At 72.8% G+C, this 12,240-nt stretch carries 9 protein-coding genes; 1 reads left to right on the top strand and 8 read right to left on the bottom strand.

Translation table 11 applies throughout. From position 1 onward, the window contains the following. Positions 1 to 55: 55 nt before the first annotated feature. Positions 56 to 331, bottom strand: a complete 276-nt coding sequence (locus MQP27_RS32720) for a DUF8836 family protein (protein WP_242770930.1) — start codon at positions 329 to 331, stop codon at positions 56 to 58. A gap of 196 nt (positions 332 to 527) precedes the next feature. On the opposite strand from MQP27_RS32720, the gene MQP27_RS32715 reads away from it, so the two are divergent. Then, the gene (locus MQP27_RS32715) at positions 528 to 1,979 is read left to right on the top strand and encodes a serine/threonine-protein kinase (protein WP_242771279.1); all 1,452 of its coding nucleotides are present in this window, start codon (positions 528 to 530) and stop codon (positions 1,977 to 1,979) included. Between the two features lie 4 nt (positions 1,980 to 1,983). Here MQP27_RS32715 and MQP27_RS32710 read toward each other — a convergent pair whose 3' ends face one another. The 7 genes from MQP27_RS32710 to MQP27_RS32680 form a co-directional block, all read right to left on the bottom strand. Then, a complete protein-coding gene (locus MQP27_RS32710; protein WP_242770928.1) occupies positions 1,984 to 2,376 on the bottom strand; it encodes an NUDIX domain-containing protein in 393 nt (130 codons plus the stop codon). 4 nt (positions 2,377 to 2,380) lie between these two features. After that, positions 2,381 to 3,199 carry a TrmH family RNA methyltransferase gene (locus MQP27_RS32705; protein WP_242770926.1) on the bottom strand — a complete coding sequence of 273 codons (819 nt, stop codon included), beginning with the start codon at positions 3,197 to 3,199 and terminating at the stop codon, positions 2,381 to 2,383. Positions 3,200 to 3,263: 64 nt separating this feature from the next. Then, positions 3,264 to 4,496, bottom strand: coding sequence for a uroporphyrinogen-III C-methyltransferase (gene cobA, locus MQP27_RS32700; RefSeq protein ID WP_242770924.1), 1,233 nt, complete (start codon positions 4,494 to 4,496; stop codon positions 3,264 to 3,266). Between the two features lie 168 nt (positions 4,497 to 4,664). Continuing rightward, a complete protein-coding gene (gene cobT, locus MQP27_RS32695; RefSeq protein WP_242770922.1) occupies positions 4,665 to 8,831 on the bottom strand; it encodes a nicotinate-nucleotide--dimethylbenzimidazole phosphoribosyltransferase in 4,167 nt (1,388 codons plus the stop codon). Positions 8,832 to 9,222: 391 nt separating this feature from the next. Beyond that, positions 9,223 to 10,443: a precorrin-6y C5,15-methyltransferase (decarboxylating) subunit CbiE gene (gene cbiE, locus MQP27_RS32690; RefSeq protein ID WP_242770920.1), complete on the bottom strand. Its 1,221-nt coding sequence runs from the start codon at positions 10,441 to 10,443 to the stop codon at positions 9,223 to 9,225. A gap of 101 nt (positions 10,444 to 10,544) precedes the next feature. Beyond that, positions 10,545 to 11,183, bottom strand: coding sequence for a GNAT family N-acetyltransferase (locus MQP27_RS32685; protein WP_242770918.1), 639 nt, complete (start codon positions 11,181 to 11,183; stop codon positions 10,545 to 10,547). 155 nt (positions 11,184 to 11,338) lie between these two features. Further along, positions 11,339 to 12,175: a MetQ/NlpA family ABC transporter substrate-binding protein gene (locus MQP27_RS32680; RefSeq protein WP_242770916.1), complete on the bottom strand. Its 837-nt coding sequence runs from the start codon at positions 12,173 to 12,175 to the stop codon at positions 11,339 to 11,341. Positions 12,176 to 12,240: the final 65 nt, after the last annotated feature.

Raw genomic sequence — 12,240 nt, 5'->3', positions numbered from 1 at the left:
CTCCCGGAGGATGAGCCAGCAGGTGGGGAGTACTCCCCTGGGTGGAGACGTGGACCTAGGTCTCAGGGTCTTCCCGGAGGGGACGCCCGGAGTGTCCGGGCTTTTCTGAGCTGTCCTCCCGCGGCACCGGCTGCTCGACCAGGGCCAGCACCCGTGTGGCCATGAACCGGGCGGTACGGACCACGGAGCCGCTCCGGGTGACTTCGCTCACTTCCACTACACCTCGTCGTACCGCCGTCTCCACCCTGCGGCCCGCCCTGCTCGCCACCACCTCATAGGTGCGGGTCGTGTCGCCCGCGTCCACGACTATCTCCACGCGATCACCCTTCACGTGTTCAATCCCCCTTCTGTGACGGGTGGTTGGGAGCGGGGCGGTGGCTAAGTGCGCCTGTTCGCGCGCTCCCTGACCGTCCTTCAAGTCTCCCACCCGGCACTGACAATCGATCTGGACGAGAGGGCGCGGCCTCTGCGCGCGGGCGGCCGGGTAAACGTAAGCTGTGCCACGTCACACGGACCGGGCAGCGGGGATGAACATGGCGATGATGCGCCTGAGGCGCGAGGACCCGCGCGTCGTCGGCTCGTTCAGGCTTCACAGACGGCTCGGCGCGGGCGGGATGGGCGTTGTCTACCTGGGCTCCGACAAGAAGGGGCAGCGGGTCGCGCTGAAGGTCATCCGGCCCGACCTGGCGGAGGATCAGGAGTTCCGGTCGCGGTTCGCGCGCGAGGTGTCGGCCGCGCGGCGGATCAGGGGCGGGTGCACGGCCCGGCTGGTCGCGGCGGATCTCGACGCGGACCGTCCGTGGTTCGCCACGCAGTACGTGCCCGGGCCCTCCCTGCACGACAAGGTCGCCGACGAGGGGCCGCTGAGCGCGGCCGACGTCGCGGCCGTGGGGGCCGCGCTGTCCGAGGGGCTCGTCGCCGTGCACGAGGCCGGGGTCGTGCACCGGGATCTCAAGCCGTCCAACATCCTGCTGTCCCCCAAGGGGCCGCGGATCATCGACTTCGGCATCGCCTGGGCCACTGGGGCCTCAACCCTCACGCACGTCGGTACGGCCGTCGGCTCCCCCGGCTTCCTCGCGCCGGAGCAGGTGCGCGGCGCCGCCGTCACGCCGGCCACGGACGTGTTCTCGCTCGGCGCGACCCTGGCGTACGCCTCCATGGCCGACTCGCCCTTCGGGCACGGCAGTTCCGAGGTGATGCTGTACCGGGTCGTGCACGAGGAGCCTCAGCTGCACGGCGTACCGGACGCGCTCGCTCCGCTCGTCCGCGCCTGTCTGGCGAAGGACCCCGGCGAGCGGCCCAGCACGCTCCAACTGTCGCTCCGGCTCAAGGAGATCGCCGCGCGCGAGGCGAACGGGCCGGCCGACATGCGTCCGCCCGGGCCGCGGGTGAACGAGGCGGACCGGCCCACCGGGCGGCTCGCCGACACCTACCCGGAGCAGCAGCGTCGGCCGCAGGGGACCCCGCCGCCGCGCGGGGCGTCCCCGTCGTCGTCCCGCGGGCCCGCTCCGGTGCGCGGTGGCGGGGTTCCTTCGCGGGGCGGCGGCACGGGGAGTGCGTCGCGCGGTGGTACGGCGGCCGGAGGCCCCGTGTCCCGCGGTGGTACGGGGTCGTCGGCGCCGCGGGGTGCCGGGGCGCCGACCTCACGTCCCGGGACGCGGCCCACGCCCACCTCCCGGAACGGCACCCGCCCCAACGGCGGCAGCCGGCCCGGACCTCGCAGCGGCACCGGTCGTCCGGCGCCCCGGGCCACGGGCACCGGCCGACGCCCCGCCAACCCACGGCTCCTGCGGCAACGCCTGTTCGTGTTCGTGGTCGTGACGCTGCTGGTGGCGCTCGGCATCGCCGCGGCCCAGGGCTGCCAGGGGCCGTCGCGTGGACTCGGCGGCGACCGGGGCGTCGTACGGAATGAGCAGCAGCACGTACGGCCGAGTCCCGCGGCGCAGGTACCGGAAGGGAAGCCGGCCGCAGGTCAGTAGGGCGTCACAGGGTCGGCAGGATGTCCTCGAAGAACTCTCGGTCGCCCTCGAAGAGTGGGGTCAAGGCGAGGAACTCCTCCGGGGTCACCCAGCGGGTCTCCGCCACCTCTACCGGGTCGGGGACGATCTCTCCCTGGTGCGCGTCCGCTGTCCACCAGTGGAGGCGGAAGCGGCCGTCGTCCGTTTCCGATTCCCAGACCTTGGCGCCCGGGGAGACGGAGAGACCGACCTCCTCCTGGACCTCTCTGACCAGGGCCTCCTGTTGGGTCTCCCCCGGTTCCAGCTTGCCGCTGAGCGGTTGCCAGTAGCCGGGGCGGGAGACGGACGGGCCGCGGCGGATGGCCAGGACCCGGCCGCCCCGGCGCAGTACCGCGACGATCGCCTCGCGCTGGGCCAAGGCCTCAGCCCTGTGGGCGGCCCGTGGCCACCGCGTAGAAGGCGACCGCAGCCGCCGCGCCGACGTTGAGGGAGTCGACGCCGTGGGACATCGGGATGCGTACCCACTCGTCGGCGGCCACCAGCGCCTGCGTGGACAGGCCGTCGCCCTCGGCGCCGAGCATCAGCGCCACGCGGTCCATCTTGTGCGGGGCGGCCTCGTCGAGGGATCTCGCCTTCTCGTCGGGGGTGAGCGCGAGCAGCGTGAAACCCGCCTCGCGGACCGACTCCAGGCCCTTGGGCCAGGTGTCGAGCCGGGCGTACGGGACGGAGAAGACCGCGCCCATCGAGACCTTGACGCTACGGCGGTACAGCGGGTCGGCGCAGTCGGGCGACAGCAGGACCGCGTCCATGCCGAGCGCCGCCGCCGAGCGGAAGATCGCGCCGATGTTGGTGTGGTCGTTGACCGACTCCATGACGACGACCCGGCGGGCGGTCTGGAGAAGTTCGGCGGCCGTGGGCAGGGGCTTGCGCTGCATGGAGGCGAGCGCGCCGCGGTGCACGTGGTAGCCGGTGACCTGCTCGGCGAGCTCCGGGCTGACCGCGTACACCGGGGCCGGGAGCTCGTCGATCACATCGCGCATGACGTCGACCCACTTGGCGGACAGCAGCATCGAGCGCATCTCGTAACCGGCGTCCTTGGCCCGTCTGATGACCTTCTCGCCCTCGGCGATGAACAGGCCCTCGGCCGGCTCTCGCTTGCGGCGCAGTTCGACGTCGGTCAGGCCCGTGTAGTCGCGCAGGCGGGGGTCGTCGGGATCCTCGACGGTGATGAGATCGGCCACAGGGTGATACTGCCTTGTCCTGGGTGTGGTGCCAACGGCTCGGAACGGGTTGGGTTACCCGCGGTTACGCGGACGCGCTCGGTCCGACCGTCACGACCTCGCCGATGACGATGACCGACGGGGCCTTGACCTCCTCGGCGACGACCGTCTCGGCGACCGTGGCGAGGGTCGCGTCGACCCGGCGCTGGGCGGCCGTGGTGCCCTCCTGGATCACGGCGACCGGGGTGTCGGGGGACTTACCGTGCGCGACGAGGGTCTCGGCGACCTTCCCGATCGTGCCGACGCCCATGAGGATGACCAGCGTGCCGGTCAGCTTGGCGAGCGAGGGCCAGTCGACCAGGGAGCGTTCGTCGTCGGGGGCGACATGCCCGCTGACCACGGTGAACTCGTGCGCGACGCCCCGGTGCGTGACGGGGATCCCGGCCGCGCCCGGCACCGAGATCGAGCTGGAGATGCCGGGCACGACGGTGCACGGGATGCCGGCCTCGGCGAGCGCGTTGACCTCCTCCATCCCGCGGCCGTAGACGAAGGGGTCGCCCCCCTTCAGCCGTACGACGGACTTGCCCTGCTTGGCGTGTTCGATCAGGGCGTTGTTGATGGCCTCCTGGGCCATGAAGCGCCCGTACGGCAGCTTGGCCGCGTCGATCACCTCGACGCCGGCGGGGAGTTCGGCGAGCAGGTCGCGCGGGCCCAGGTGGTCGGTGATGACCACGTCGGCCTCGGCGAGCAGACGGCGGCCGCGGACGGTGATCAGGTCCGGGTCGCCGGGGCCGCCGCCGACCAAGGCGACGCCGGGCGTGCGGGTGCGGTGGTGCGGGGCGACGAGCGTGCCGTCGCGCAGGCCCTCGACGACCGCGTCCCGGATGGCGGCGGTGTGCCGCGGGTCGCGGCCGCGCGCGTCGGTGGTGAGGACGGCGACCGTGACGCCCTCGCTGTGCCCGGTGGCCGGGGTCCAGGCGGTGGCCGCGTCGGCGTCGTCGGAGCGCACGCACCACACGCGGTGGCGCTCGGCCTCGGCGGACGCGGCGGCGTTGGCCTCGGCGTCGCTGGTGGCGATCAGCGCGTACCAGGCGTCCGCCAGGTCACCGTCGGCGTACCGGCGCCGCTCCCAGCCGATCTCCCCCGCGTCCGCCATCGCCTCGACGGAGGGGGTCACCTCGGGAGACACCAGAAGGATGTCCGCGCCGGCCGCGATCAGCGCGGGGAGGCGGCGCTGGGCGACCTGGCCGCCGCCGAGGATGACGACCCGGCGGCCGGTGAGGCGGAGTCCTACGGGGTAGGCGGGGTGTTCGGCCATGAGGTGCGGCTCCTCGTCCTGGCAATGCGATGGGCGCTACGGCGCTGGAGCAGCCCTGACGTGCGGATTTTACGGGTGGCTTCGGGTTCTGAGGATGGCTGAGGATGGCTTCAGAGTACGGCCGGGGTGGGGTGCACGCAGGAGCGCGTACCCCACCCCGGCCCGCGGTCACTTCTCGGTGACGCCCGCCGAGTCGAAGGTCGCGACCTCGTGCATGGCACGGGCCGTACTCTGCACCAGCGGCAGGGCGAGCAGCGCGCCCGTGCCCTCGCCGAGCCTGAGGTCGAGGTCGACCAGGGGGCGCAGGCCGAGCTTGTTCAGCGCGGCCACATGGCCGGGCTCGGCGCTGCGGTGGCCCGCGATGCAGGCCGCGAGGACCTCGGGGGCGATCGCCCGGGCCACCAGCGCGGCGGCACCGGCGCTGACGCCGTCCAGGATCACCGGCGTACGCAGCGAGGCGCCGCCCAGCAGCAGGCCCACGATCGCCGCGTGCTCGAAGCCGCCGATCGCGGCGAGTACGCCGATGGGGTCGGCCGGGTCCGGCTGGTGCAGCTCGATGGCACGGCGGACGACCTCGGTCTTGCGGGCGAGCGTCTCGTCGTTGATGCCGGTGCCGCGGCCGGTGACCTCGGCGGGGTCAGTGTCCGTGAAGACGGAGATCAGGGCGGCCGAAGCGGTGGTGTTGGCGATGCCCATCTCACCGGTCAGCAGCGCCTTGTTGCCGGCCGCGACCAGGTCACGGGCGGTCTCGATGCCGACCTCGATGGCCTGCTTGGCCTCCTCGCGGGTCATCGCGGGCCCGGTGGTCATGTCGGACGTACCGGCACGGACCTTGCGGGGCAGCAGCCCCGGGGTGGCCGGCAGCTCGGCGGCCACGCCGACGTCCACGACGCACACCTCGGCGCCGACCTGCCCGGCGAAGGCGTTGCAGACCGCGCCGCCGCCGAGGAAGTTGGCGACCATCTGGGCGGTCACCTCCTGCGGCCACGGGGTGACCCCCTGGGCGTGCACCCCGTGGTCCCCGGCGAAGATCGCGACGGCCGCGGGCTCCGGGATCGGCGGCGGGCACTGGCGCGAGAGCCCGGACAGCTGGGCGGAGATGATCTCCAGCATGCCGAGCGCGCCGGCCGGCTTGGTCATCCGCTTCTGCCGCTCCCAGGCCTCGCCGAGCGCCTTGGCATCCAGCGGGCGGATCTGGGCGACGGTCTCGGCGAGCAGGTCGTGCGGGTCCTCGCCGGGCAGCGCGCGACGGCCGTACGTCTCCTCGTGGACCACCCATGACAGCGGGCGGCGCTTGGACCAGCCGGCCTGCATCAGCTCGGGCTCTTCCGGGAATTCGTCGACGTACCCCACGCACAGGTACGCGATGACCTCAAGGTGCTCCGGCAGGCCCAGCGCCCGCACCATCTCCCGCTCGTCGAAGAAGCTGACCCAGCCGACGCCGAGGCCTTCGGCGCGGGCGGCGAGCCAGAGGTTCTCGACGGCGAGGGCGGCGGAGTAGGGCGCCATCTGCGGCTGGGTGTGGCGGCCGAGGGTGTGCCGGCCGCCGCGGGTCGGGTCGGCGGTGACGACGATGTTGACCGGGGTGTCGAGGATGGCCTCGATCTTCAGTTCCTTGAACTGCTTGGCGCGGCCCTTGGGCAGCGACTTCGCGTACGCGTCCCGCTGGCGCATGGCCAGTTCGTGCATGCTGCGCCGGGTGTCGGCGGAGCGGATGACGACGAAGTCCCAGGGCTGGGAGTGGCCGACGGAGGGGGCGGTGTGGGCCGCCTCCAGGACGCGCAGCAGCACCTCGTGCGGGATGGGGTCGCCGCGGAAGCCGTTCCTGATGTCCCGGCGCTCCCGCATGACCTTCATGACGGCCTCGCGCTCGGCCTCGTCGTAGGCGGGCGCGGCCGGGCCGGTGGACTGACGTACTTCTTCCACTGCGGCCGTGCTCTCTTCCTGATCGGCGGCCCTGGTGTCCAGGTCCTCCGCGTGCTGTACGAGTTCGGTGTCGGCGTCCCTGGGCGCGGGAACCGTGACGACGCCCTCCGCCGCGGGCTCCTCCTCCGGGGGGAGGGTGAGCGGGTGCGGCGGGGTCGGGGCGAGGTGGGGGGTGGTGGGGACGGTGCCTTCCACGGGGACGAACTGGCCGACGGGGGTGGGCGGTTCGGGGTGGGAGGGGGTGGGGGCGGCTGCTGGGGTGGGGGCCGCGGGATCGATGTCGGCTTCGGCGACAGCTGGGGCCGGGGCCGCGGGGGCAGCGCCGGCTTCGGCAGCAGCTGGGATGCGGGTTGTGGGGTCGGTGCCGGCTTCGGCAAGGATCTCGGCGGGGGCTTCGGTGAGGGTTTCCGCGGGAGCGTCGCCGGGGGCCGTGGACGTCTCGCCGGGGGCTGCCGTGGGCGTCTCGCCGAGGGGTTCGGCGGAGAGCCCGGGAAGGGGCTCGGCGGAGAGCCCGGGAAGGGGCTCGGCGGGGAGGCCGGGGAGAGCGTCGGCGGGGATGCCGGAGACGGGTTCGGCCGTGGGCCCGGAGGGGGCGTCGGTGAGGGCTGCCTCGGGCATCTCGGGAGCGACCTCGGTGAGGGCTTCGGCCGGGACGGCAACGGGCTGCTCGGGGGCGTCGGACGCGGGCGCGTGGGGGCCGACTTGCGGCGCGAGGCCCGGCTGGTCCGGGGTGGGGGTTACGGCAGCTTCGGGCGCGAGGCCCGGCTCATCCGGGGTGGGGGTTACGGCAGCTTCCGGCGCGAGGCCCGGCTGATCCGGGGTGGGGGTTACGGCAGCCTCCGACGCAAGCACTGGCTGCCCCCCGGCGGGCGCCACGGCAGGCTCCGGCGCGAGCCCCGACTCGTCGACAGCGGGCGTACCTACGAACTGCGGCGCAAGCTCCGGCTGGTCCCCGGCGGCGGCCGACCCGGCATCCGGCGCAGGTCCTGGCTGATCACCGGCAGCGGCCAGCACGGGTTCCGGCGCGAATCCCGGCTGATCACGGGCGGGGGTGACCACAGCCTGCGACGCAAGCTCCGGTTGATCCCCGACGGGCGCCACGGCAGGCTCCGGCGCGAGCCCCGACTCGTCGACAGCGGGCGTACCCACGGACTGCGGCGCAAGCTCCGGCTGATCACCGGCGGCGGCTGGCCCGGATTCCGGCGCGAGTCCTTGCTGGTCAGCGGTAGGGGTTACGGCGGTGTCGGGGGCGTGCCCGGCGGCAAGGGGTTGGGGGGCCGCCGGGGTGGGGTCAGCCGACAGGTGGGGCGCGTCCGGTACGGCGGGGGCCTCGCCAGGAATGGCGGGCGCGTCAACTTCGACGCCTGCCGCGCCTGCGGCGAGAGGCTGGGGTGCATCCGGAGCCGGCGGGAAGACGTTCGCTTCGGCAGCCGGAGCTGCAACGGCAGCGTCGGCCGGTGCAACGTCCGCGGCGTCGGGGAGTCGGGCGCTGTCCGCTACGACGGCATCGGGACCCAGGCCGCTCCCAGGCCCGCTCCCAGGCTCGACACCTTCCAGAACTTCACCGTCCGCAGATACGACAGCCTCGGCCGCCTGTACGGCTACAGCCTCCTGCGGCGCCTGTCCGCTCTCCGACCCGTACTCCGCCGAACCGGCAGCCTCCGCCGCCTGTCCACCGTACGCACCCTCACCGCCCTGCCCGGCATGCCCACCGTGTGCGAGGTCGCCGACATGCCCGGCATGAGCGAAGTCGACCTGACCGTCAGCCCCCGGCTCGGCAGCCCGCGCCGGCACCCCCGCCTCCGCGGTGATCCGCGTCATGACCGCCTGCGCCGCGCCCACCGGCTCGGCGTGCTGGTCCTGTGGTGGGACAACCGTTTCCGCAGCCGGGGCCTCCGGGGCCACCGAGGGGCTCGTCCAGGGGGTCGCGGGCAGGGGGGCCGCGTCGTGCAGCGCGGAGGTGTCGAGGTACTCCGGGCCCACCGTCGGGGGGCCGGCGTGGCGGACCGGCGCTCCTGCGGGGCCGCGGTCGGCCAGGGAGCGGACCGGGCTCGCGGAGGCGTCGGGGATGGGCGGGCCGAGGTGGAGCGGGCGCCGCGGGGTGACCGGAGCCGGCGCCGGCGCCGGGTTCGGGAGGCGGACGCCGCCGAGGTCGACCGAACCGCTGTCGCGGCCCGCCGTCTCGTGCGGCCCGGGCTCGTGGACGGCCTCGACGACCGGCTCGGGCGCGGGCGGCGCGACCTCGTTGCCCCAGGGGCTCTGCGCGCCCGGCAGCAGCAACAGGTCTTCGTCCTCGGCGGTGGTCTCGGAGAGGTAGGTGTACGCCCCGTGCGCGGTCACGCCCGGCTGTTCCACCATGCCTGCGCTCTCCGGCAGTCCCTCGCCCGGGACCTGGCCGGTGTCCGTCATGCGTACCCCTCGCCCATCGGTTAGTGCCTCTGCGACCAGCCCACCGGAAACGGCGCACTGACCGCCCCCGTAGTGAAGAACGAGCGTGCGTGCCCAGCGGCACGAACGACCCGTCCGTAAAAGGCGACAAAGCCATTCAGTGGCATTCTCGCGGCCGTTCGACCGTCACGACAGCTTGATCCGCGACGGCCCGCTGTGGACTGCGCCACGTTGCGCGTCCTCCGGTTCTGCCGTACCACACCCACCCCAAAAGGGGCGTGTTTTCCGGACATTGGCGAACGAAGTGCCGGGCCACCCGGTGCGGTGCAACGATCGGCCAGCCTACCGCGAGCGATACGACTACCGGATCACCGGGACGGCAGAAAACAGGATCACTGGGACGGGGGCGGGGTCACGACGTGCGCTCCGGGAGCACGGCGCTGAGCAGGAACGCGACGCTCCGCTCCGTCTCCGTCCAGGCCCTGGTGTCGAGTTCGACGGACTGGAGCAGGGCGCACTCGACGCGGTAGCCGTGCTCGGTGAGGTCGCGGCCGACGAGTTCGGCCTCGTCGCGGGTGGAGGCGTGGGCGACGATGCGCTGCGGGCGCCGGTCGGCGACGGCCGAGACCACGGCCGCTCCCCCGCCGCCGACGCGCACGACGTCGGGTTCGGGGAGGTTCTCCAGGACGTGCGGGGCGGCGCCCTGGACGATCTGCAACTGGACCCCGAAGCGGCGGGCAGCGGCGTCCGTGCGGGCGCAGGAGTCGAGGGTGCGGTCGACGGCGATGACGGCGGCGCCGGCGCGCGCGGCCTCGACGGCGAAGGCGCCGCTGCCGCAGCCGATGTCCCACACGAGGTCTCCGACGCGCGGCCCCAGCCGGGCGAGTTGGGCGGCGCGCAGCAGATCCGTCTCGCCCTCGCCGAGCGGGCCGTCGTACACCTCGTCGGGTTGTGTCCAGCCGCGGGGTCCGGTGCTCGGGTCGCGTCCTGCGAGCCAGCCGCCGCTCTCGCCGGCGACGCCCGGTGCGACGGGGCCGCCGATGACGATGACGACGTTCGGGTCGCGCCAGGTGTGGTCGGCGGCCTTGTCGGAGGTGACGACGGTGACCTGTTCGCGTTCGGTGCCGAGTTCCTCGCAGATGACGAAGGTGCGGTGGACGCCCTCCATCAGCAGGCCGAGTTCGGCGGGGCCGGCGCCGGGTGAGGTGAGGACGGCGACTTTGGTGTGGGCGCGGCACACATTCACCGCGCGTCGCAGGGTGCGCCGATGTGCGACGACCACCTCTGCGTCGTCCCAGGGCATGCCGGCCCGGGCGAAGGCGGCGGCGACGGAGGACACGGCGGGGACGACCTCGACCTCAAGGCCGAACTCGGGTGCGCGCAGGGTCCGTACGACTCCGAAGAACCCGGGGTCGCCGTCCGCGAGCACCACCGCGGTGCCGCGGTGGCCGGCGATCCGGCGGGCGGCGAGGGCGACGCTGCCGAGGCGGATGCGCTCGGCGGCCGGGGGCACCTCGGGGAGCGCCAGGTGGTGGGCGGCGCCGGCCACCAGCGTGGCGGCGCCCAGGGCGGAGCGTGCCGCGGCGGTCAGCGGCGAGCCGTCCCAGCCGATCACCGTGACACGGTCGGCCATCGTCGTCGGTCTCCAGGGGGTTTGCGCAGGTCGGGCTGTGAGGGTACCTGGTGTCGGGTGCCGTGGATCGGGCGGTGCCCTCCCTCTCGTGCCCCCAGGGTTCAGTTCCAGTCGGTGAAAGAGGTGAAACCACCGGTGTCGGCGAGCTGCTCGCCCGCGCCGTCGAGGTCCTCGGGCAGCAGGCTCCACACGATGTAGTCGGTGCGCACGTCGCTCCAGGTGCCGTCGTCGGCCCGGACGCGCGCTATGCAGGCGCCCCGCAGCACGCCCTCGCTGATACAGCCGATCTTCTGGGCGACCTGCTGGGAGGCGGTGTTGTCGGCGGCCGTGCGCAGCTCGATGCGCTCGAACTTCTGGTCGGTGAACAGCCATTGGGCGGTGGCGAGCGCGGCCTCGGAGGCATAGCCCTCGCCGCGCGCCCAGGGGGCGATGATGTACGACATCTCGGTGGAGCGCACCCGCCAGTTGGTCTTGGCGAGCTGGACGATGCCGACCAGGCGCTGGGTGAGGAACTCGGTGACGGCGAAGTCGAGTCCGCGGCCGGCCTCCCGCTCGGTGGGCGCGTACCGGGTGATCCAGCCGTGGGCCTGTTCCTCCGAGTAGGGCTGCGGCACGGCCGTCCAGGCCCCGACCTGTTCGTCGTTCATCATCTCGGCCAGTGCGGGCACGTCGTCCTCGTCGAGGGGACGCAGCACCAACCGCTCCGTGCTGATGGAGATGTTGGGGAAGGTGCCAGCCATGCGCCGCTCCGTAACCTTTGGAAAATGTTCAGGGCCTGCTGAACTGCCCAGCATGCAGCATGGCAGGCCGGAACCGCACCACGGGGTCCACCCGCGGTGAGCGAGTGGACCCCGTGCGTGGCGAAACGCCGTATACGTGCCGGTGAATCGGGAGATCAGAAGGACGGGATGACCGAGCCCTGGTACTTGTCCTCGATGAACTTCTTGACCTCGGGCGAGGTGAGGAGCTTCGCGAGCTTCTTGACCCGCGGGTCCTGCTCGTTGCCCTTCTTGACCGCGAGGAAGTTGCCGTACGGGCTGTTCTTCGCGGACTCCAGGACAAGGGCGTCCTTGGCGGGCTTGATCCCGGCGGAGATGGCGTAGTTGCCGTTGACGACGGCGGCGTCCACGTCGTCCAGGGAGCGCGCGGTCTGGGCCGCCTCGACCTCCTTGAACTTGAGGTTCTTGGGGTTCTTGGTGATGTCCTGCGGGGTCGCCTCGCTGCCCGCGCCGTCCTTGAGGGTGATGAGTCCGTTGGCGGCGAGCAGCTTGAGGGCGCGTGCCTCGTTCACGGCGTCGTTCGGGACGGCGATCGTCGCACCGCTCTTCAGCGCGTCGGCCTTCTTGACCTTGTGGGAGTAGAGGCCGAGCGGCTCCAGGTGCACCGTGACGACGGGCACGATGTGGGTGCCGCGCTTCTTGTTGAAGTCGTCGAGGTACGGCTGGTTCTGGAAGTAGTTGGCGTCCACCGAGCCGTCCTCGGTCGCGGTGTTCGGGACGATGTAGTCCTGGAACTCCTTGACCTCCAGGTCGAGTCCGGCCTTCTTGGCCAGGTTCTTCTTGACGAAGTCCAGGATCTCGGCGTGCGGGGTCGGGCTCGCGGCGACGACCAGCGGACCGCTGTAGTCCGAGGAGCCGGCGGTGGATTCGGAGCCCGAGCCGCAGGCGGTCAGCCCGAAGGTGAGGGCTCCGGCGGCGAGGACGGCGGTGGTGAGCTTTGCGGTGTTACGCACGAAAAGTGCCTTTCCTTTTGGGTGCAGCGACCCCGCGGCAGGTGGTGCGGGGAGTCTGTGAGGGG

Origin of the sequence: Streptomyces cylindrosporus (genome assembly GCF_022698165.1) — a bacterium.
Classification (GTDB): domain Bacteria; phylum Actinomycetota; class Actinomycetes; order Streptomycetales; family Streptomycetaceae; genus Streptomyces; species Streptomyces cylindrosporus.
Note: the sequence above shows the minus strand (reverse complement) of the source record. Positions and strands in the feature narration are given on the sequence as shown.

Excerpts from the sequence above, each read along its gene's own strand:
- MQP27_RS32715 (WP_242771279.1), top strand. The coding sequence starts at position 528 with ATGAACATGGCGATGATGCGCCTGAGGCGCGAGGACCCGCGCGTCGTC.
- cobA (WP_242770924.1), bottom strand. The coding sequence starts at position 4,496 with ATGGCCGAACACCCCGCCTACCCCGTAGGACTCCGCCTCACCGGCCGC.
- cobT (WP_242770922.1), bottom strand. The coding sequence starts at position 8,831 with ATGACGGACACCGGCCAGGTCCCGGGCGAGGGACTGCCGGAGAGCGCA.
- cbiE (WP_242770920.1), bottom strand. The coding sequence starts at position 10,443 with ATGGCCGACCGTGTCACGGTGATCGGCTGGGACGGCTCGCCGCTGACC.
- MQP27_RS32685 (WP_242770918.1), bottom strand. The coding sequence starts at position 11,183 with ATGGCTGGCACCTTCCCCAACATCTCCATCAGCACGGAGCGGTTGGTG.